General features: G+C 42.5%; 19 protein-coding genes. All 19 read right to left on the bottom strand.

All coding sequences use genetic code 11. The features are described from left to right. Positions 1-4: 4 nt before the first annotated feature. The gene (gene dpaB, locus AFK25_RS05925; protein WP_009362530.1) at positions 5-598 is read right to left on the bottom strand and encodes a dipicolinate synthase subunit B; all 594 of its coding nucleotides are present in this window, start codon (positions 596-598) and stop codon (positions 5-7) included. Continuing rightward, positions 595-1,497, bottom strand: coding sequence for a dipicolinic acid synthetase subunit A (gene dpaA, locus AFK25_RS05920; protein WP_240468826.1), 903 nt, complete (start codon positions 1,495-1,497; stop codon positions 595-597). The genes dpaB and dpaA overlap by 4 nt, the downstream gene beginning before the upstream one ends. A 117-nt stretch (positions 1,498-1,614) precedes the next feature. Beyond that, positions 1,615-1,851 carry a YlmC/YmxH family sporulation protein gene (locus AFK25_RS05915; protein ID WP_003394797.1) on the bottom strand — a complete coding sequence of 79 codons (237 nt, stop codon included), beginning with the start codon at positions 1,849-1,851 and terminating at the stop codon, positions 1,615-1,617. Between the two features lie 59 nt (positions 1,852-1,910). After that, on the bottom strand, positions 1,911-3,152 hold the full coding sequence (locus AFK25_RS05910) for a M16 family metallopeptidase (protein WP_035065808.1): 1,242 nt from the start codon (positions 3,150-3,152) through the stop codon (positions 1,911-1,913). Further along, entirely contained in the window at positions 3,145-4,071 is a 927-nt protein-coding gene (locus tag AFK25_RS05905; protein WP_081957725.1) for a polysaccharide deacetylase family protein, read from the bottom strand. The genes AFK25_RS05910 and AFK25_RS05905 overlap by 8 nt, the downstream gene beginning before the upstream one ends. A 156-nt stretch (positions 4,072-4,227) precedes the next feature. Further along, positions 4,228-6,336 (bottom strand): polyribonucleotide nucleotidyltransferase, encoded by a 2,109-nt coding sequence (gene pnp / locus AFK25_RS05900; RefSeq protein WP_035065811.1) that lies wholly within the window; start codon positions 6,334-6,336, stop codon positions 4,228-4,230. Between the two features lie 109 nt (positions 6,337-6,445). Further along, on the bottom strand, positions 6,446-6,715 hold the full coding sequence (rpsO, locus tag AFK25_RS05895; RefSeq protein ID WP_003394805.1) for a 30S ribosomal protein S15: 270 nt from the start codon (positions 6,713-6,715) through the stop codon (positions 6,446-6,448). 82 nt (positions 6,716-6,797) lie between these two features. Beyond that, the gene (gene ribF, locus AFK25_RS05890) at positions 6,798-7,769 is read right to left on the bottom strand and encodes a bifunctional riboflavin kinase/FAD synthetase (protein WP_026011824.1); all 972 of its coding nucleotides are present in this window, start codon (positions 7,767-7,769) and stop codon (positions 6,798-6,800) included. A gap of 9 nt (positions 7,770-7,778) precedes the next feature. Then, positions 7,779-8,675: a tRNA pseudouridine(55) synthase TruB gene (gene truB, locus AFK25_RS05885; protein WP_035065813.1), complete on the bottom strand. Its 897-nt coding sequence runs from the start codon at positions 8,673-8,675 to the stop codon at positions 7,779-7,781. Between the two features lie 47 nt (positions 8,676-8,722). Beyond that, the gene (rbfA, locus tag AFK25_RS05880) at positions 8,723-9,082 is read right to left on the bottom strand and encodes a 30S ribosome-binding factor RbfA (protein ID WP_003394813.1); all 360 of its coding nucleotides are present in this window, start codon (positions 9,080-9,082) and stop codon (positions 8,723-8,725) included. Positions 9,083-9,096: 14 nt separating this feature from the next. Continuing rightward, entirely contained in the window at positions 9,097-9,375 is a 279-nt protein-coding gene (locus AFK25_RS05875; RefSeq protein ID WP_009732929.1) for a DUF503 domain-containing protein, read from the bottom strand. Further along, entirely contained in the window at positions 9,372-11,555 is a 2,184-nt protein-coding gene (infB, locus tag AFK25_RS05870) for a translation initiation factor IF-2 (RefSeq protein ID WP_009732928.1), read from the bottom strand. Before infB ends, AFK25_RS05875 begins: the two co-directional genes overlap by 4 nt. 18 nt (positions 11,556-11,573) lie before the next feature. Further along, on the bottom strand, positions 11,574-11,873 hold the full coding sequence (locus AFK25_RS05865) for a YlxQ family RNA-binding protein (RefSeq protein WP_020424598.1): 300 nt from the start codon (positions 11,871-11,873) through the stop codon (positions 11,574-11,576). Beyond that, positions 11,863-12,147: an RNase P modulator RnpM gene (gene rnpM / locus AFK25_RS05860; protein WP_009732926.1), complete on the bottom strand. Its 285-nt coding sequence runs from the start codon at positions 12,145-12,147 to the stop codon at positions 11,863-11,865. The genes AFK25_RS05865 and rnpM overlap by 11 nt, the downstream gene beginning before the upstream one ends. 1 nt (position 12,148) lies before the next feature. Next, positions 12,149-13,252 carry a transcription termination factor NusA gene (nusA, locus tag AFK25_RS05855; RefSeq protein ID WP_006322329.1) on the bottom strand — a complete coding sequence of 368 codons (1,104 nt, stop codon included), beginning with the start codon at positions 13,250-13,252 and terminating at the stop codon, positions 12,149-12,151. A 27-nt stretch (positions 13,253-13,279) separates the two neighbouring features. After that, a complete protein-coding gene (gene rimP, locus AFK25_RS05850) occupies positions 13,280-13,750 on the bottom strand; it encodes a ribosome maturation factor RimP (RefSeq protein WP_026011822.1) in 471 nt (156 codons plus the stop codon). Positions 13,751-13,899: 149 nt separating this feature from the next. Next, positions 13,900-18,192 carry a PolC-type DNA polymerase III gene (locus AFK25_RS05845; protein ID WP_035065817.1) on the bottom strand — a complete coding sequence of 1,431 codons (4,293 nt, stop codon included), beginning with the start codon at positions 18,190-18,192 and terminating at the stop codon, positions 13,900-13,902. Positions 18,193-18,289: 97 nt separating this feature from the next. Further along, positions 18,290-19,984, bottom strand: a complete 1,695-nt coding sequence (locus AFK25_RS05840; protein WP_009732923.1) for a proline--tRNA ligase — start codon at positions 19,982-19,984, stop codon at positions 18,290-18,292. 27 nt (positions 19,985-20,011) lie between these two features. After that, entirely contained in the window at positions 20,012-21,268 is a 1,257-nt protein-coding gene (rseP, locus tag AFK25_RS05835; protein ID WP_035065820.1) for an RIP metalloprotease RseP, read from the bottom strand. Positions 21,269-21,278: the final 10 nt, after the last annotated feature.

The raw sequence follows: 21,278 nt of genomic DNA, 5'->3' as shown, positions 1-21,278 counted from the left end.
TTATTTATGAACGGCGATATTCGACGATGACCGGTTGAATTTGCCGACCTTCTAGTGCGGCTTCTACCGTATCAAGCAACAATGGCATGTGAGCGACCATTGAATTTGGCTTTTTAAATGGATCGTCTTGACCGAACGGAATAAAGTAAATATTTTTCGCGGCCATTAATCGCATTAAATTTACCCCATTTAAACCGAGCGCGTCGTTTGTCGAAATGCCGACAACAACCGGACGATGATTGCGCATCGTCGCTTTCGCGGCCATTAATACAGGGGAATCTGTCATCGCATTCGCTAATTTGCTCATCGAATTTCCCGTTAACGGTGCAATGACCATACAATCAAGCGGTAATTTCGGTCCTAATGGCTCCGCCTTTACAATTGTATCAATGACTTGATGGCCTGTCATCTCTTCAAGCTTTTTCACCCATTCTTCCCCTTTGCCAAACCGCGTGTTTGTCGACTGCACCGTATACGAAACGATCGGTATGACGTCCGCCCCTTTGGCAATTAATTTTTCAATTTCCGGCATCACCGCCTCATATGTGCAATGTGAGCCTGTTAAGCCGAAGCCAATCCGCTTTCCTTGTACGTTCATTTTTTATTCTCCTTTCGTTTTTTCAAATCTGCAGAAAGAAGTTGCGACAATACGTTCGCGACAATTTGACCCGCCGTTTTCGGAGCAACAATGCCAGGAAGCCCTGGCGCTAATAACGCTTGAATGCCCCGTTTTTCAGCATAGCGAAAGTCGGTACCGCCCGGTTTTGAAGCTAAATCAATAATTAATGTGTGTGCGGGCATTTTCGCAATGACACTGGCGGTCACAACGGGATGAGGAATCGTATTAATGCAAACATCAATATCTTTTACGTGTTGTTCTAAATCGTTTAAATGAAACGGCTCTAGCGCCATCTCTGCAATGCGCGCTAAATGTTCGGAGCGGCGAGCCCCTACTTTTACTCGTGCACCTAAAGCGGCAAACGTCCGCGCGACTGTCATGCCTACACGTCCTAATCCTAAAACAGCAATGCGCGATCCATGAATCGTCACATCTGTATGTTGAATAACCATCATAACCGTTCCCTCTGCCGTCGGGATCGAGTTATAAATCGCCACATCATCCCGTTCAAATAGTTGAACATGTTTTCGCCCAACCGACTTGACGACACGGTCTAAATAGTCATTTGTAATCCCTGAATAAACGGTGCAATGCGTCGGTGTTTGACGAAGTAACTCTTCCGTAAATGTCATTTTTTCATTTGAAAACACCGTTTGAATTTCACCGTCCATGTTCGTTCCGTGGACAGGTAAAACAATGGCGTCTACATCATGGAAATCTACTTCATGAATTTTCATTTTTGTTACTCCAGCAAAGCCATGGTCTAATTGATCGAAGCCAACGAGTGACAATTTCGCGTCAAGTTCCATCAATTTCCGAATGACTTCAAGCTGCCGAGCGTCCCCACCGATGATCGCAACGTGCATTCCTGTCAGCATGAGTTCATTCACCCTCTTATACATCTAGTTTTTTGCCCATCGTTACTTTCACATCTTATGATGCCGGTCATCAAACGGTGAGCGTAAAATGAAAAAAGACACCCCTGCTTGAGGTGTCTAATCATCGACATCAATTAAAATCATATCCGAGCCGATTTTTTTTACGCGGCTCCACGGTACACGTATATCTGTTCCTTCTTTTCGAAACCCAAACCATTTTGTTGTTGGAATAAGAAGCGCTTGAATTTGCCCCGTTCGCTCATGAATTTCTAAATCTGTCTGTCCTAAAATGCCGAGCCGCTCTGCTCTTTTCATATCGACAATTTCTTTTCCGCTCAGTTCACTTAGTCGCACATGTTCCCCCCCTTTCTTTATCATTGTAGAAAAAAAGGCATAAAAAAATGCCTGCAAGTTTATTGTTGCAGGCTTTTTGGCAATGTTCCTTCTGGACTGATAAGCGCAACGGAGAAGTTGTCTGTAAAAATCGTTTGCGCCATCCGATCAACGCTTTCTTTCGTCACGCGATCGATGCTTTCAATGATTTCATCAAGCGAGCGATGCCGCCCTAACAACAACTCATTTTTTCCGTTCCGGCTCATGCGGCTATTTGTACTTTCTAAACTTAACATTAAGTTTCCTTTCATTTGTTCCTTGCTATTTTCTAGCTCTTTTTCGGTAATGCCATCTTGTTTTAATTGTTCAATCGTTTGTTGAATCGTATCGAATAGAAGATCGAGCTGTTGGCTTCCTGTGCCCCCGTAAATCGTTACCATTCCTCCGTCACGATATGCAGAATGGTAAGAGAAAATAGAATAAGCTAATCCACGTTGCTCACGTACTTCTTGGAAAAGGCGACTGCTCATGCTTCCGCCTAAAATGTTGTTTAAAATAATTAAGCTATACACATCTTCGTGACCAATTGGCAATCCGTTAAATCCGATACATAAGTGTGCTTGCTCGGTCTCTTTTTTGCGTGCGATTTTATTTGGATAAAACGTTGGTGTGATATGGGCATCGTCGCCTTTTTGTCTTGTAAATGATCCGAAATAAGCTTCTACTTGTTGAATAAACGAATCGTCAACATTGCCGGCAACTGAAATGACAACTCGATCTGGCGTATACGTTTCATGCATATATTGTCGCAACGTCTCGCCTGTAAATGTCGCTAACGTTTGCTCCGTTCCTAAAATTGGATAACCGAGCGGATGATTGCCATAACTTGCTTTGCTCAACAAGTCGTGAACGAGGTCATCTGGTGTATCTTCATACATTTTAATTTCTTCAAATACAACATTTTTTTCTTTTTGTAATTCTTCATCTACAAACGTTGAATGGAAAAACATGTCCGCCAATATATCTAACGCAAATGACGCATGCGTATCTAACACTTTCGCGTAATAGCACGTATACTCCTTCGATGTAAATGCGTTCACTTGACCGCCGATGCGATCAAACGATTCCGCAATATCTCGCGCTGTACGCGTTTTCGTTCCTTTGAAAAACATATGTTCAAGAAAGTGTGAAATGCCATTGTTTCGTTCGTTTTCGTTTCGTGATCCGGTGCCGATCCAAATTCCGATCGCCACAGATCGAACCGTTGGAATATGCTCGAGTACAACTCTTACCCCATTTTGACATGTATATGTTTTAATCAAGTCCCTTCCTCCTACTTTTTACAATTCTTTCCTCACTTAATAATGTGGACACATTACTTATGGCGTATTCTCGTTTTTGTAATGATTGAATTAACGGCTCTAACGCCTGTACCATCGATACGGTTGGATGCATTAAAATCATCGCCCCGTTATGCACTTTTGATGTTACTCGTTCCACTATAACAGACGGGGATGGTTTTTGCCAATCAATTGTATCGACCGTCCATAAAATCGTGTACATCCCCATCTCATGGGCAATATGCACGACATCGTCGCGATAGCTACCGCTTGGCGGAGCAAATAAGCGAGGTTTCACTCCCGTCGCTGCTTCAATGGCATCGTTTGTTTTGACGATTTGTTCACGAATCGCTTGTTTACTCATCGTTTTTAAATCTGGATGGTTGTATGAATGATTGCCAATTTCATGACCGGCATCTGCAATCATTTTTGCAAGTTGGGGATGTTCTTTTACCCAGCGACCTTCTAAAAAAAATGTGGCACGAACGTTGTATTTTTCAAGAATATGTAACATGTTTGGGATATGTTCACTTCCCCATGCGACATTAATTAAAAAAGAAACCATCGGCTTATCTGGATGCCCCCGATAAATCGGTGACGGTGGCAAATCATGCAAGTGAATAGTCGGTGATACTTGTTTGTATACAAGCTGTTGTTCGGAAAATGTTCCGTTCCGTTTCATTTGTTTATATGATGCCTCAACGTCTACTTCTAATCCGTTGTAGCCAGGAATCGCCTTCCAAACGCGATCGACTTTTGCGTTTTGCGCAGGAATATTGTATTGTTTTGCCCGTTCCATAATTTGAATGTATAACGGATCGCTTTGTTTCGCTGCTGTTATATGCCGTAATTCGTGGATATACGTCGTCGTCCACGGATTTTGCACGATGATTGCCGCCATACATATGATCATGACTAAAAAGAACGCTCGCTGCACACTTCGTCCCCTCCTTTTCTAATAAAGAGGGTATGTGCAAGAGGGACAAGGTAGAACGAGCGCCAAAAAATTTTACACACAGCAAAGAAGCCAAGGGGATGTGAACCCAAGGCTCCGTTTTTATTGCTCGGCTTCTTTTTGATCGCGCAATACCGCTTTCCGCGATAAATTTACACGGCCTTGTTTATCGATTTCCGTTACTTTCACTAAAATTTCATCGCCGATCGAAACGACATCTTCCACTTTTCCGACGCGTTCCTCCGCCAATTCTGAAATGTGTACGAGACCGTCTTTTCCGCTAAACAATTCGACAAATGCACCAAATTTTTCAATTCGTTTTACTTTTCCTAAGTACACTTGTCCAACTTCCACTTCACGAACGATATCTTCAATAATCTTTTTCGCCTTTTGATTCATATCTTCGTTTACAGATGAAATGAAGATTGTTCCATCTTGTTCAATATCAATTTTTACGCCCGTTTCTTCAATAATTTTGTTAATTTGTTTTCCGCTTGGACCGATGACGTCACGAATTTTATCTGGATTAATTTGCATCGTTAAAATTTTCGGTGCATATTTAGATAGCTCTTTGCGCGGTTCGCTAATCGTTTGCATCATATGTTTTAAAATTTCAAGGCGACCTTTGCGCGCTTGTTGCAACGCTTCTTCTAAAATTTCACGCGATAAACCTTTAATTTTAATATCCATCTGTAAAGCAGTGACCCCTTTTTCTGTCCCTGCTACTTTAAAGTCCATATCACCGAGATGATCTTCCATGCCTTGAATATCTGTTAAAATCGTATAGTGTTCACCGCTTTTCACAAGCCCCATCGCAATACCAGCTACTGGCGCTTTAATCGGCACACCCGCATCCATCATCGCCAATGTGCTCGCACAAATGCTCGCTTGAGATGTCGAACCGTTTGATTCTAACACTTCTGATACGAGGCGAATCGTGTACGGAAACTCTTTTTCAGATGGAATAACCGGCTCAAGTGCGCGCTCGCCAAGCGCTCCGTGACCAATTTCGCGACGTCCTGGTCCACGCATCGCTCCTGTTTCTCCGACTGAGAATGGCGGGAAGTTATAATGGTGCATAAACCGTTTTGTTTCTTCAATACCAAGTCCATCTAAAATTTGCACATCACCAAGTGCACCGAGTGTACATACGCTAAGCGCTTGTGTTTGTCCTCGTGTAAACAAGCCTGATCCGTGCGTGCGTGGTAAAAGTCCAACGGCTGATGAAAGCGGACGAATTTCATCTACTTTTCGTCCGTCTGGACGCACTTTTTCTTCCGTAATTAAGCGTCGTACTTCTTCTTTAACAAGTTTATGTAAAATTTCTTTCACTTGCTTTATTGTTTCTTCATCTGCTTCTTGTTGTTCGTACGCCGCTACAACTTCTGCTTTCAATTGTTCAATTGCTGCTTCGCGCGCTAATTTTTCAGGTACTTGAACCGCGCGTTTCACTTCACCTTCCACACGAGCACGAATGTCCGCTTCAAGCTGGGCATCGAGTTCATACAGAACGACTTCCATCTTCTCTTTGCCAACTTTTGCGGCAATGTTCTCTTGGAATGCAATGAGCCGCTTAATTTCTTCATGCCCAAACATAATTGCTTCAAGCATAACTTCTTCTGGTACTTCATTCGCCCCTGCTTCCACCATGTTAATCGCATCTTTCGTTCCAGCAACGACAAGATGCATATCGCTTTGTTCCATTTGTGCGACAGACGGGTTAATCACAAATTCACCGTTCACACGGCCAACTGTCACCCCAGCGATCGGTCCTTCAAATGGGATATCAGAAATCGTTAACGCAAGCGAAGAGCCAAACATTGCCGCCATTTCTGGTGAGCAGTCTTGATCAACGCTCATCACCATGCTGACAACTTGCACTTCATTTCGAAATCCTTCAGCAAATAATGGCCGAATCGGACGGTCGATGAGACGGCTAGCTAAAATGGCTTTTTCACTTGGACGTCCTTCACGCTTAATAAATCCCCCTGGAATTTTACCAACAGCGTATAAACGTTCTTCGTAATTGACTGTTAATGGGAAAAAGTCGACGCTCTTTGGTTCTTTCGATGCTGTCGCTGTACTTAATACGACCGTATCGCCGTATCGCACTAATACAGCGCCGTTTGCTTGTTTGGCTAATTCGCCAATTTCAACGGTCAACGGCCGACCTGCCCAGTCGATCGAAAACACATGTTTTTCTTGTTCCATATAAACCGAGTACCCCTCTCTATGTACAAATAAAAAATCATATTTGTTTTAGTATAAGCAAATATCGGCGCAAATACTAATAAAAAGCGGGAATGCTCCCGCTTTTTACTTATCGGCGTAATCCGAGTTTGTTAATCAATTCACGATAACGGTTGATGTCTTTGTTACGTAAATACGTAAGTAAGTTACGACGACGACCAACCATTTTCAAAAGACCACGACGAGAATGATGGTCCTTACGATGAACACGTAAATGTTCGTTCAAGTTGTTAATTTGCTCTGTAAGGATAGCAACTTGTACTTCTGGAGAACCTGTGTCAGTTTCGTGAATTTTGAACTGGTTGATGATCTCGTTTTTACGCTCTTGTGTTAATGCCATCCTTGTTCACCTCCTCTTTTTTCAACCCCAGTTACCGAGCAAACGGCGGTGACTCGTCTTGCCCAGCAATGGTTAACATACATTAAATAGAATACATGTTTTTCCGATAAAATGCAAGGGGATTTTGAAAATATTCGCGTGCCGCTTGAGCATCGCGATGAATTTGTTCAACGAGCTCGTGAACGGAAGAAAATGCTCGTTCATCACGCAATCGTTTATGCCATTGAATACATACATGCGCACCGTAAATGTCTGCTGAAAAGTCAAACAAATGCACTTCAATCGTTGGATCTTTTTGTTGTTGGGCGTGGAACGTCGGCTTATACCCGACGTTGCATACTCCCGTCCACGTGTTGCCATCTATCGTTACCGTGACAGCATATACACCAATGCGCGGGATTATATAGTCATCGTCAAGCGCAACGTTTGCCGTTGGAAATCCAATCGTCCGTCCGCGTTTATCCCCATGAATGACTGTGCCTGTTACTTCATACCATCTTCCGAGCAAATAAGGTAGCTGTTCCACGTCCCCTTCAGCTAACCGTTGCCGAATATATGTGGAGCTAATTTTTTCTTCCCCAAACGTCTGTTTTGGAATGACGGTTTGCGTAAATTGTTCACGAGAATGAAATGGCAATGTTTCCATCGTCCCTTTTCCTAAGCGGCCGTACGTAAAATCAAATCCTGCCACGACATGCTTCACACCAAGACCAATGATGTATTCATCGACAAATTGTTGCGGCAACAAATAAGCAAATTCAGGCGTAAATTCAACAACGTATAAATAATCGACGCCAAGTTTTGCAATTTGTTTTTCTTTTTCCTTTAATGGTGTAATAAATCGAACATGTTGTTGTGAGCGTCCGAGCACGACCGACGGATGCGGATGGAACGTCATGACCGCGCTTTTGTATCCATATTGATCAGCGATTTGTTTTGCCGTTTGAATGACTTTTTGATGCCCAAGATGAACGCCGTCAAAATAACCGAGCGCCATAACAAGCGGAGCATCATTTTTTTTGTTTAACGGATGGGACAGCCAAATGGTTTTCATCTTTTTCACCTACAATACTTTTAAAGGTTTCATATAGCTTTGCTTTGTCGGATGAGGCATATAAATCGCTAACGCTTCACCTTGTTCATTAACCATTAACAGACGCTCTGGCATAGAAGGTAGAATAGGTAAAAGCGCCCCATGTTTTACTTTTTCCTCTTCTTCCTTACTCATGACATACGTTGGGAAATGAGCTAGCGCTCGTTTAATCGGTAAAAGTAACGTATGCGCTGTACCAGCTACGACATGCTGTTCGATGTCAGCAAACGACACGCATTGATCGAGCGTAAACGGTCCTGACGCTGTGCGAACAAGATGTGACATGTGCGCCGGATACCCAAGTCGCTCGCCGATTTGAACAGCGAGTGTACGCACGTATGTCCCTTTACTACATGTCACGCGAAAACGAAACGATATCCGTTCACCTGTAAATACTTGTCTGTCATCAAGAAGGAGCAGTTCAAAAATGTGGACGTTTCGTTTCGGTCGTTCTACGTCAATACCTGCGCGTGCATACTCATACAGTTTTTTTCCATTTACTTTTACTGCAGAATACATCGGTGGAACTTGTTCAATGTCCCCAGTGAGATTAGCGAATACTCGTTCAATGTCATGACGAAAAATCGGCTGTTCAATCGGCTTCTCTGAAACGATGTCACCTGATGCATCTTCTGTTGTCGTCGCTATGCCTAACGTCACTTCTCCTTCATAAGTTTTTCTCTCCGCTGTTAGTAGTTCAACGATTTTTGTTGCTTTGCCGATGCAAATTGGCAATACACCACTTACGTCAGGATCAAGCGTTCCGGTATGACCAACTTTTTTCGTTTGAAATAATTTACGAATGCGCATGACGCAGTCGTGTGACGTCATGCCTGCAGGTTTATGTAACAATAACACTCCGTCCATCGCTTCACCTCTAAAATAGCGGAAATGGATAGACGCACGTCTATCCATTATTCTTCTTTATGTTCTTTTTCTTCGGAAATTTGTTTAATTAAGCTTTCAATTCGTTGACCGTAATCGATCGTTTCATCAATTTCAAAGTAAATTTCAGGTGTTTTGCGCAAACGAATACGCTGGCCAATTTCTGAACGGATAAAGCCCGTCGCTTTCGCTAACCCTTTTAGCGTATTTTTCTTTTGTTCTTCATCACCAAGAACAGAAATATACACTTTTGCTTGTTGCAAATCACCCGTTACACGAACATCTGTTACGGTAACGAAACCGATGCGCGGGTCTTTTAGTTTGCGTCCGATAATATCGCTTAATTCTTTTTTCATTTGTTCGCCTACACGTGTGGCTCGCAAACTCATTGTCATCACCTCGATTAAAACCACTCGAATGTTGTAACCGTTCGTTCGATTTCTGGAAACGAATCGATAAATTGTAACGCCCGATGTAGCTCTTGTTCCGTCGCTGTTCGCTCGGCTGTAATCGCTACAATCCCTAGCTTCGTTCGTTGCCATACGTTTTGGTAATCTACTTCGGCTACTGATATATTATATTTTTGTTTAAGCCGTGTGACAATGCGTTGCAACACGGCTCGTTTTTCTTTTAATGATTGGACGTCGTAAATGATGCATTCACATTCGACGTATCCGATCATTTGCGCTCCACTTCTTGCATAATATATGCTTCAATGACGTCTCCTTCTTTAATGTCATTAAAGTTTTTAATCGTTATCCCGCACTCGTATCCTTGTGCGACTTCTTTTACATCGTCTTTGTAACGTTTTAACGTATCAATTTGTCCTTCGTAAACGACGATGCCTTGACGAATGAGACGGACGCTGCTATCGCGCGTAATTTTTCCATCTGTCACATAGCATCCTGCAATGGTACCAACTTTTGATACTTTGAACGTTTGACGCACTTCCGCCTGACCGATCACTTTTTCTTCGTACTCTGGATCAAGCATCCCTTTCATCGCTGCTTCAATTTCTTCGATGACTTTGTAAATGATGCGATGGAGACGAATATCGACTTTTTCTGCTTCCGCGACACGTTTTGCGTTCGCATCTGGACGAACGTTAAAGCCGATGACAATCGCATTTGATGCAGATGCAAGCATAATATCGTATTCCGTCACCGCACCTACACCGGAGTGAATAATTTTCACGCGTACTCCTTCGACTTCGATTTTTTGCAATGCCGCAACGAGCGCTTCTACAGAACCTTGTACGTCGGCTTTGACAATAATATTTAATTCTTTCATTTCGCCTTGCTTAATTTTTTCAAACAAGTCGTCTAAGCTAACGCGCGCTTTTACGCTTCGTTGTTGCACAATTTGCTTTTGTGCGCGAGCTTCGCCAATTTGACGTGCTTTTTTCTCGTCCTCAAACACCATGAAGCGATCGCCTGCTTGCGGCACCTCGTTTAATCCGGTAATTTCAACCGGTGTCGATGGACCCGCTTCTTTTACACGGCGTCCTAGATCGTTCGTCATCGCCCGTACACGTCCGTACGTATAACCGACAACGATCGGATCACCAACGCGCAACGTACCTGATTGAACGAGAAGCGTTGCCACTGGACCGCGACCTTTATCGAGCTTCGCTTCAATGACCGTTCCCGTCGCACGACGGTTTGGATTTGCTTTTAACTCTTCCATTTCGCTCACAAGCAAAATCATTTCAAGCAAGTTGTCAATCCCTTCGCCTGTTAACGCAGATAGCTTACAATAAATTGTATCGCCGCCCCATTCTTCTGGAACGAGCTCATATTCCATTAGCTCTTGCATGACGCGATCTGGATTCGCTGTAGGCTTATCGATTTTATTGACCGCGACGATAATTGGAACCTTTGCCGCTTTCGCATGGTTAATCGCTTCAACGGTTTGCGGCATCACTCCGTCATCTGCTGCGACAACAAGAATGACGATATCTGTCACTTGTGCACCGCGTGCACGCATCGTTGTGAACGCTTCGTGACCAGGTGTATCTAAAAATGTGATTTTTTTGCCGTTTACAACAACTTGATACGCACCGATATGTTGTGTAATACCGCCAGCTTCTTGCTCCGTTACTTTCGTATGGCGAATCGAGTCAAGCAACGTTGTTTTTCCGTGGTCAACGTGTCCCATAATTGTGACAACAGGCGGACGTTCAACTAAATCTTCTGGATGATCAACGATTTCAATCGTTTCAAATTCTGTTTCGTCAATCGTTACCTTTTCTTCTACTTCTACACCGTAGTCAGAGCAAATGAGCTCGATCGCATCTTTGTCCAAATCTTTGTTAATTGTTGCAATGATGCCAAGCATAAATAGCTTTTTAATAATTTCAGAAGGCTCTTTGCCTAATTTTTTTGCTAACTCCGCGACCGTTAAAGAACCTTCAAATGTAATTTTTTTCGGAAGCTCTTTTTCTTTTTTCTTTTGCACTTCTTGTTGTGGAGCTTGTTGAGGTTTTTGTTTTTTATTTTTTTTGTTATTGAAAATTTTCTTTTCTTTTTGTTGAATTTGCAAGTCGTGTTTTTTCCCTTCGCGATTTTTTACTACTGCTTTTTTGATCGGCACTTTCGTTTGAATGACTTCATCGTCATCTTCTTCAAACTGTTCTAAAACAGGTTTTTTTACAGGTGCTTTCTTTTCTTCTTTTTTCGTTTCTTGTTTTTGCTCTTGCTTTTGTTCTTTTTTGAACGAACGATCGAGTTGTTCGACAACATCCGCTTCAATCATCGTCATATGGTTCGATACGTCGATGTTCATTTCTTTTAATTTATGGATGACATCTTTACTTGACACGTTATGTTTTTTGGCATATTCGTATACACGCATTTTTGACATACATTCACCCCCAAAATGTTAGAGCATCGTTTTTAGCTTTTGTGCGAATCCTTCATCCGTAATTGCTACAACGACCCGTGCTCCTTTGCCAATCGCTCCACCTAATTCATAGCGATTGTCTACATAACAAAGCGGAACGCGATAAAACACACATTTATCGGAAATTTTTTTTCTCGTATTTTCTGACGCATCTTCCGATAAAATGACAAGCTTCACGCGCTTACGCTGAATTTCTTTCACAACGAGCTCTTCTCCCGAAATGACTTTGCGCGCCCGATTCGCTAATCCGAGAAAAGAAGCCCACGGTTTATGATTCATTTGTTTCTCCATTCTCCTTCTCGGCGAGCTGTAATAGCTGTTCGTAAATCGAATCGTCAATAGTCGCTTTCAAATGATGCGCAAGCGTATTTTTCTTTTTCGCAAGCAAAATGCATTCTTTACTTAGCGTAATGTATGCACCTCGTCCCGCTTTTTTTCCTGTCGGGTCAATCGATACGTCGCCTTCTTTTGAACGAACGATGCGAATGAGCTCTTTTTTCGGCTTCATTTCCCCTGTGACAACACATTTGCGCATCGGAATTTTTTTTGGCATATTATTCCACCTCACTAATCTCCTCTTCGTCAACTTGGAACGATGATGAAGAACGAGGGTAAATACCTAATTGCTCCGCTTCAGACTGACTTTTAATATCAATTTTCCAATTTGTTAATTTCGCTGCTAAACGAGCGTTTTGTCCACGTTTCCCAATAGCAAGTGAAAGTTGATAATCTGGTACGATGACCGTTGTCGCTTTTTCTTCTTCATTGACGATGACGTCAAGCACTTTGGATGGGCTTAACGCATTAGCGACAAATTCAACAGGATCCGCTGACCAACGAACGATGTCGATTTTTTCGCCTTTTAACTCGTTTACGATCGCTTGCACCCGTTGTCCTTTAGGTCCAACACATGCACCAACCGGATCGACTTCTGGGTTATCGGAATGAACAGAAATTTTTGAGCGATCTCCTGCTTCGCGTGCAACCGATTTAATTTCTACCGTACCGTCATAAATTTCTGGTACTTCTAATTCAAACAATCGCTTTAATAAACCTGGATGCGTGCGCGATACGTAAATTTGTGGACCTTTTGTCGTTTTTTCGACTTTTGTAATGTACACTTTAATGCGATCATGTGGCTTATACGTTTCATTCGGCATTTGTTCGCTCACCGGAAGCAACGCCTCAATTTTGCCGAGGCTGACGTAAATAAATTTCGAATCCGTCCGCTGAACAATACCTGTCATAATATCTTCTTCTCGGTCAACAAATTCGGCATAAATGACTCCACGCTCTGCTTCGCGAACGCGTTGCGTGACGACTTGCTTTGCTGTTTGCGCAGCGATGCGTCCGAAGTTTTTCGGCGTCACTTCAATTTCAACGACATCGCCTACTTGATAATTCGGGTTTATTCGCTTTGCTTCATCAAGTGAAATTTCTAAGCGTGAATCGTACACTTCATCGACTACTTCTTTGCGAGCAAATACACGAATTGTCCCTGTCTCTTGATTAAAATCGACACGAACGTTTTGCGCTTGATTAAAATTGCGTTTATAAGCGGATACAATGGCCGCTTCAATCGCTTCAATTAGCACTTCTTTACTAATGCCTTTATCGCGCTCAAGCGCTGTTAAGGCATCTAACAATTCTGTATTCATGAACCAGTCGTCCCCCTTTAATGTGAATTAAGAGAAAATGACAGCTAGCCGTGCACTAGCTACTTTTTCGTATGGAATCGTCACCATTTTTTTCTTTGTTTTGACTTTTACTTCTACGGTCACCGTTTGACCATCAAATGCAGTTAACCGTCCTTCAAATTCTTTTTGACCATCAATTGGCTCATACGTTTTCACATAAACGTTTTTCCCAACGGCACGTTCAAAATCTTTTGCCTTTTTAAGCGGACGTTCCGCCCCTGGTGACGATACTTCTAAAAAGTAATTGTGCGGAATCGGATCGATTTCATCAAGCTTTTCACTTAATCGCTCGCTTACGACACCGCATTGATCGATATCAATTCCAGTTGGTGAATCAATAAAGACGCGCAAAAACCAGTTCTTTCCTTCTTTCACATATTCAATGTCGACAAGTTCTAACCCCATATCTGTCACGATCGGGGTGACGAGCTCCTCAACGATGTGCGTCACTTTTTTCATGTTGGTCCTCCTAACTGCAAGAAAATCCCTTGCGGCTGGCAAGGAATCTCGAATCAATACGAAAGAGTGGGTTTCCCCACTCTTTTTGTCCATTATCTTTACCATTTCCACTAGAACTATAACATATTGGCAAAAAAATTGCAACTCATTCAAAATAGTGATAATTGATTGTGATCTGGTAGCGACTGCAAACATCCACGACTTTCGAGATATTCTAAAATCGTTTTCGATACTTTGCCGCGTTGTTGCAAATCTTCTTTCGATAAAAATTCCCCTTCTTCGCGAGCGCGTACAATGCTTTGCGCGACGTTTGTCCCTAGCCCAGGAATCGCATTAAACGGCGGAATAAGCGAATTTCCGTCAATAACAAACTCTGTGGCTTGCGAACGATACAAATCAATATTTTTAAATGAAAATCCTCGTTCACACATTTCAAGGGCAATTTCAAGCACAGTCAACAAGCTTTTTTCTTTCGCAGACGCATCAAGCCCTTTTGCTTGAATTTCTTCAATTCGTCTACGTATCGCAGCAGACCCTTGAATCATCGCATCTAAATCAAAATCTTCCGCACGCACGGTAAAATACGATGCGTAATAAAGAAGCGGATGATGGACTTTAAAGTATGCAATGCGAACAGCCATAAGCACGTAAGCAGCGGCATGCGCTTTCGGGAACATATATTTAATTTTTTTACATGACTCAATGTACCATTCTGGCACATCATGTTTACGCATTTCTTCTTCAAACTCTGGCGTTAATCCTTTTCCTTTTCGGACGGACTCCATAATTTTAAACGCTAACGACGGCTCTAATCCACGATAAATTAAATACACCATAATGTCGTCGCGACATCCAATCACTTCTGATAACGTACATGTCCCATTTTGAATGAGCTCTTGTGCATTGCCGAGCCAAACGTCCGTTCCGTGCGATAGTCCAGAAATTTGTACAAGCTCTGAAAATGTTTTCGGTTTTGTTTCTTCTAACATTTGACGAACAAATCTTGTACCGAACTCTGGGATGCCGAGCGTTCCGGTGTTACACATAATTTGTTCCGGCGTCACGCCAAGCGATTGTGTACTACTAAAAATTTTCATCACTTCCGGATCGTCTGTCGGTATTGTCTTTGGATCAATTCCACTTAAATCTTGCAACATCCGAATGACCGTTGGATCATCGTGTCCGAGAATATCGAGTTTTAATAAGTTATCATGAATCGAGTGGAAGTCAAAATGCGTCGTGCGCCATTCCGCACTTGTATCGTCGGCTGGATATTGAATCGGCGTAAAGTCATAAATATCCATGTAATCTGGAACGACGATAATCCCCCCTGGATGTTGTCCAGTCGTTCGCTTCACTCCTGTACATCCTGCTGCTAAGCGATCAATTTCTGCCCCGCGCACATGAAGGTTTTGATCGTTTATATACCCTTTGACAAATCCGTATGCTGTTTTGTCCGCGACGGTACCGATCGTTCCTGCACGATATACGTTATCTTCACCGAATAACACTTTCGTATAGTTATGCGCTCGCGGTTGATATTCACCTGAAAAGTTCAAATCAATGTCTGGCACTTTATCTCCTTTAAACCCTAAAAACGTCTCGAACGGAATATCGTGACCATCTTTATTGTACCGCGCGCCACATTGCGGACAGTTTTTATCTGGCAAGTCAAAGCCAGAACCGACTGAACCGTCATCAAAAAACTCAGAATGTTTACAGTTCGGACAAACATAGTGCGGTGGAAGCGGGTTCACTTCCGTAATCTCTGTCATCGTTGCGACAAATGATGAGCCGACCGAACCGCGTGAACCGACGAGATATCCATCATCGAGCGATTTCTTTACAAGTTTATGAGAAATTAAATAAATGACCGCAAACCCGTGGCCAATAATGCTTTTTAATTCTTTTTCTAATCGTTTTTCAACGATGTCTGGCAGCGGATCACCATAAATGCTTTTCGCGCGTTCATAACTCATCCGACGAATTTCTTCGTCCGCCCCTTCAATTTTCGGTGTGTACAATTCATCTTTAATCGGCTTCACTTCTTCGATAGAATGGGCAATTTTTTTCGTATTTGTAATAACAATTTCTTTCGCCTTTTGTTCACCAAGAAACAAAAATGCTTCTAACATTTCGTTTGTCGTACGAAAATGAACGTTCGGCAATTCATGACGATTCAACGGATTGCCACCAGATTGTGAATGAATTAAAATTTTGCGATATATTTTATCTTCTCGATTGATATAATGTACATTTCCTGTCGCGACAACCGGAATGCCGAGCCGTTCACCAAGCTGCACAATGTTTGTAATAATTTCTTTGAGCGCTTCTTCATCGCGTACATATTCCATCTCAATAAGCGGCGCATATACTTCTGGCGGATGCACTTCAAGAAAGTCATAAAACGGTGCAATCGCCTCCGCTTCTTCGATTCCTTTTTGCATCATTGCTTCAAACAGTTCGCCTTTATCGCAACCTGATCCGACTAAAATCCCTTCCCGATGTTGTTGTAATACGGAACGTGGAATGCGTGGAACGCGATAAAAATAATTTACATGTGAAAACGAAACGAGTTTAAATAAATTTTTTAACCCGACTTCATTTTGTACAAGTAACGTTGCATGAAAAGGTCTGGAACGTTGGAACGCCCCTTGTTCTTTCGATGCTTCATTTAATTGATCGAGATATTGAATTCCTTTTTCATCAAGTTCTTTTAACAAATGAATAAGTAAATATCCTGTCGCTTCTGCGTCATAAATGGCGCGATGATGCTGGGTTAATTCAATATTAAATTTTTTACAAAGCGTATTTAAACGATGGTTTTTTAACTCCGGATATAAGTAACGAGCCAGTTCAAGTGTGTCAATGACCGGGTTTTTGACTTTACCGCGATGAATTTTTTTAAATCCTGCATTTAAAAAACCGATATCAAACGTCGCATTATGAGCAACGAGCACACAATCATCGATCCAATGATAAAACTTTTCTAACACTTCTTCGACATCTGGCGCATCTTTTAACATGTCATCTGTAATTTTCGTTAATTCGATTGTCGTTGCGGAAAGCGGATGATGCGGATTTGCAAACGACTCAAAACGGTCGATAATTTCCCCGTTTTTTACTTTTACCGCTGCTAATTCAATAATTGTATCATATACAGCAGAAAGCCCTGTCGTTTCTACGTCAAATACGACAAACGTATCGTCCATTAGCCGTCGATGAGCTTCATTATAAGCGATCGGTACCCCATCATCGACAATATTTGCCTCTAATCCATATAAAATTTTTACGCCATATTTTTTTCCCGCGCTATATGCTTCCGGAAACGATTGAACGACTGCATGATCCGTGACAGCAATCGCTTCATGTCCCCATTTTTTCGCCTGTTCGACAAGCTTTGTGATCGATGCAACCGCATCCATTTGGCTCATTTGTGTATGAACGTGCAATTCTACCCGTTTTTCTTCCGCTGTATCTTGACGTTCGTTCGGTTTCACTTCATTTAAATCGTTCGCAATAAGCACAAGATCGCGCACGAATGTGTCATTTTGGACGCTGCCGCGCACTTTTACCCACATTCCTTTTTTTACACGCTGCATAAGCTCGGCATCTTCTTTGTCGCGCGAGAACATTTTGACAAGAATGGAATTTGTGTAGTCCGTCATTTTTAACGTCAATAACGTACGTCCACTTTTTAGTTCTTTTGCTTCAGCATCAAAAATGTATCCTTGCACCACGACGCGACGCTCTTCCTCTACAATTTGATCGAGCGGACGAATATGCTCCTCATCTTTAATTTGGTAGCCGATCACAAGCGGACCGCTTGCTTCACTTACAGTAGGCTCTTCTTGCTTCGGCATCGCCTCTATAAACGCGGCTAGCGCTCGTTCTTCATCTTCTTTTTGTTTTTGCGCTAAAAATTGCTCAAACTGCTGCTCATCGTGTTTTACACTCGCTTCTAACTGCAAGTGTGGAAATCCGAAAGAAACATACGTCGCAGCGAACATTTCCGCAAATCGCTTTTTTAACGCAATCGCTTCTGCCTCATTGCGCGCTTGTACAGTGACTTTCGTTCCTTTTACTTCCGGTTGCTGTTGTGTAAGTAGTGAAAAAAGCGGCGATGTTTGTTGAATCGTGTCAACAAATATCGGCCAGTACGACACAACATCTTCAGCAGTAAACGTTTGGTCCTCTACTTCTATCGTGCATTGGACATCGGCAATATGGCGAAATTGTTCGATGAGTCGTTTACGAAACTCGGCATATACGTGCGCCCGTAAGATCATAGGAAAGCGAAAATAAAAGTGCCAACATTTCATTCGTTTATCAACAACTACTTTTTCAATTTGTCCATGCAATAAGTCATCTGCCATATGCGAAGAAAGTTGTAGTTGTTGTAATAAAATCGCAAATCGTTCTTTTTGTTCTTCCCTCATCATTGTTCGTTACAAAAATGTAACGGTACACCTCCCTTTCTTTTTTATACATCGTTTGGGAGCGATAGACGACAGAAAGAGGGGGAAACCCCCTCTCTGCCTATAAGTAGCGGCGCAACGTTTCAACTAATTGCGACACGTGTACTTCTTCTGTTTCACCTGTTTTTCGTACTTTTACTTCCACAATTCCTTCGTTTGCACGCTTTCCGACTGTTACACGCACAGGTAACCCAATTAAATCACTGTCGGCAAATTTGACTCCTGGACGCTCGGCACGATCGTCATATAACACTTCAAACCCTTCTTGTTGCAAACGTGCATACCATTCATCGGCAAGCTCCCGTTGCTCGTCCACTTTTGGATTGACAGAAATTAAATGAATGTGGAAAGGAGCCACCGCAGTTGGCCATATGAGTCCATGCTCATCGTTATATTGCTCAGCAATCGCAGCAAGCGTGCGCGATACACCGATACCATAACAACCCATAATCATTGGCTGCGTACGTCCGTTTTCATCTAAATACGTGGCATTCATCGCTTCGCTATAACGCGTTCCGAGTTTAAATACGTGTCCAACTTCAATTCCGCGCGCAAAACGAATCGTTCCTTTTCCATCTGGTGACGGATCTCCTTCTTGAATGAAACGCACATCTGCATATTGCGCAGCAAAGTCACGATCTGGATTGACCCCCTTGTAATGATAGTGCGCTTCATTCGCTCCGCACACGCCATTGACAATCGCTTTTACCGCATGGTCAGCTAAAACGATTATACCATCACGAACACCAATCGGACCAAGTGAACCAATTTCACAGTTCATCACTTGCTTCGTTTCTTCTGGTGTTGCTAATTCCACGACAGTTGCTTCTAGTATATTTTTTACTTTTACATCATTCACTTCATGATCACCGCGCACAAGAACGAGCACATAACGATCGTCTACTTTAAATAATAACGACTTGATGCATTTTTCTTTTGGTACTTGAAGAAATTGGCTTACTTCTTCAATGGAACGTTGTTCTGGTGTATGCACTTTCTCAAGCGGTGCATGCGGTTCATCACTGCGCTCATAAGTCGTAATCACCGGCGCCATTTCAATGTTCGCTGCATAATCAGAGGAATCTGAATATGCAATCGTGTCTTCACCGACATCGGATAAAACCATAAATTCATGCGTATCTTTTCCACCCATTGCACCAGAATCCGCAATGACAGCACGGAAATTTAATCCGCAGCGTCGAAACACGTTCGCATATGCTTCGTACATTTTATTGTACACTTCGTCTAAACTTTCTTGTGAAGCGTGGAATGAATACGCGTCTTTCATAATAAATTCGCGACCACGAAGCAAACCGAAGCGCGGACGTTTTTCGTCGCGAAACTTCGTTTGAATTTGATAAAGCGTAAGCGGTAACCGTTTATATGATTTCACTTCATCACGAACGAGCGCCGTAATGACTTCTTCATGTGTCGCACCGAGCGCAAAGTCGCGATCGTGGCGATCTTTTAAACGCATTAATTCTGGTCCGTATGAATACCAACGACCTGATTCTTGCCATAATTCTGCCTGTTGAAGCGCTGGCATCAACAGTTCAATAGCACCCGCGCGCTCCATTTCTTCACGAATGATCGCTTCAATTTTTTGTAGCACGCGCTTACCAAGCGGCAAAAAGCTATATACTCCGCTTGCATTTTGACGAATAAAGCCGGCACGAAGCAGCAGTTGATGGCTTTTAATTTCCGCATCTGCCGGCACTTCACGTAATGTAGGAATAAACGACATACTTTGTTTCATCTTTTTTAGCACCTCTTACTTCATGAATTATAAGAAAAATTTTTGAATGTCATTCCATGTAACAACAAGCATAAGCAACATAAGAAGAGCAAATCCGATAAAGTGTACGATGCCTTCTTTTTGGCGATCAATCGGTTTTCCGCGCAACGCTTCAATCGCAAAAAACGTTAACCGTCCCCCATCAAGCGCTGGAAGTGGAAGCAAGTTAATAATCCCTAAGTTAATGCTTAAAATCGCTCCCCATTTCATTAAGTAATACACGCCGGATTGGGCAACTTTATGAGTCGAAACGGCAATGCCAACAGGTCCAGATAACATATCAAATGAAAATTTCCCTGTTAATAAATGTCCTAATCCAACGATAATTTCTTTTGCCCAATAGTACGTTTCTAACGCTCCTTGTTTGATCGCTCCGACAAACGATTTTTCCATCGGTCCATATACACCGATCAAACCGATCGTCTCTCCTTCGATCGTTTTCTTTTCTGGTGTGACGGTAAGATCGATCATTTGACCGTTGCGATTCACTTGAAATTGGAGCGGTTTTTCTGGGCTTTTTCGAATCACCGTCACAACATCTGTCCAAGAAGACATCGTCTGTCCATCAATGGAAATGACGATATCCCCTTGTTGTAGCCCAGCTTGACGTGCAGCGCCATCTTCAGTCAATTCACCAATGACTGGTTTATCTACTGGATAACCTTGCAGCAGTCCAATAACAATGAAAATGACAAGCGCTAAAATAAAATTCATTAACGGACCAGCAAAAATAGCCATCGCGCGTTGTCCGAGCGTTTTCGAACCAAATTGACGATCGTACGGCGCAATTTGCACTTCTTCTCGATCGATGACGATGTAAGCTGGATCGCTTAATTCAAAGCGTTGTAAGTGCTCATCATCGCCTTCATATCCTTCAATATATAACTCATGTTCAAAATCAGCGCGTTCCACTTCAATGATTTTCGCATCGGGATATTCGTCTTTATGATTGACGATCACTTTTTTCACTTTTCCGTCTGTATGAAACAATAAGCCGACAACTTGACCGCGCTTCACGTCAATCATTTCTGGATCTTCGCCGGCCATGCGCACAAACCCGCCAAGCGGGAGCAAACGAATCGTATATGTCGTTTCTCCTTTTTTCATTGAAAATACTTTCGGACCGAATCCAATCGCAAATTCGCGACATAAAATGCCTGCCCGTTTCGCGAAAATGAAGTGCCCTAATTCATGAAAAAACACAAGCGCACCAAAAATGACAATAAAAGCAATAACCGTTTCCAACGTTTCAACC

It is taken from the genome of Anoxybacillus gonensis (genome assembly GCF_001187595.1).
GTDB classification, from domain to species: Bacteria; Bacillota; Bacilli; order Bacillales; family Anoxybacillaceae; genus Anoxybacillus; species Anoxybacillus gonensis.
Note: the sequence above shows the minus strand (reverse complement) of the source record. Positions and strands in the feature narration are given on the sequence as shown.

What these genes read in the sequence shown, in the direction of transcription:
- dpaB (WP_009362530.1), bottom strand. Translation starts at nt 598, where the DNA reads ATGAACGTACAAGGAAAGCGGATTGGCTTCGGCTTAACAGGCTCACAT.
- dpaA (WP_240468826.1), bottom strand. Translation starts at nt 1,497, where the DNA reads ATGCTGACAGGAATGCACGTTGCGATCATCGGTGGGGACGCTCGGCAG.
- AFK25_RS05905 (WP_081957725.1), bottom strand. Translation starts at nt 4,071, where the DNA reads ATGGCGGCAATCATCGTGCAAAATCCGTGGACGACGACGTATATCCAC.
- pnp (WP_035065811.1), bottom strand. Translation starts at nt 6,336, where the DNA reads ATGGAACAAGAAAAACATGTGTTTTCGATCGACTGGGCAGGTCGGCCG.
- rpsO (WP_003394805.1), bottom strand. Translation starts at nt 6,715, where the DNA reads ATGGCATTAACACAAGAGCGTAAAAACGAGATCATCAACCAGTTCAAA.
- ribF (WP_026011824.1), bottom strand. Translation starts at nt 7,769, where the DNA reads ATGAAAACCATTTGGCTGTCCCATCCGTTAAACAAAAAAAATGATGCT.
- truB (WP_035065813.1), bottom strand. Translation starts at nt 8,675, where the DNA reads ATGGACGGAGTGTTATTGTTACATAAACCTGCAGGCATGACGTCACAC.
- rbfA (WP_003394813.1), bottom strand. Translation starts at nt 9,082, where the DNA reads ATGAGTTTGCGAGCCACACGTGTAGGCGAACAAATGAAAAAAGAATTA.
- AFK25_RS05875 (WP_009732929.1), bottom strand. Translation starts at nt 9,375, where the DNA reads ATGATCGGATACGTCGAATGTGAATGCATCATTTACGACGTCCAATCA.
- infB (WP_009732928.1), bottom strand. Translation starts at nt 11,555, where the DNA reads ATGTCAAAAATGCGTGTATACGAATATGCCAAAAAACATAACGTGTCA.
- AFK25_RS05865 (WP_020424598.1), bottom strand. Translation starts at nt 11,873, where the DNA reads ATGAATCATAAACCGTGGGCTTCTTTTCTCGGATTAGCGAATCGGGCG.
- rnpM (WP_009732926.1), bottom strand. Translation starts at nt 12,147, where the DNA reads ATGCCAAAAAAAATTCCGATGCGCAAATGTGTTGTCACAGGGGAAATG.
- nusA (WP_006322329.1), bottom strand. Translation starts at nt 13,252, where the DNA reads ATGAATACAGAATTGTTAGATGCCTTAACAGCGCTTGAGCGCGATAAA.
- rimP (WP_026011822.1), bottom strand. Translation starts at nt 13,750, where the DNA reads ATGAAAAAAGTGACGCACATCGTTGAGGAGCTCGTCACCCCGATCGTG.
- AFK25_RS05845 (WP_035065817.1), bottom strand. Translation starts at nt 18,192, where the DNA reads ATGATGAGGGAAGAACAAAAAGAACGATTTGCGATTTTATTACAACAA.
- AFK25_RS05840 (WP_009732923.1), bottom strand. Translation starts at nt 19,984, where the DNA reads ATGAAACAAAGTATGTCGTTTATTCCTACATTACGTGAAGTGCCGGCA.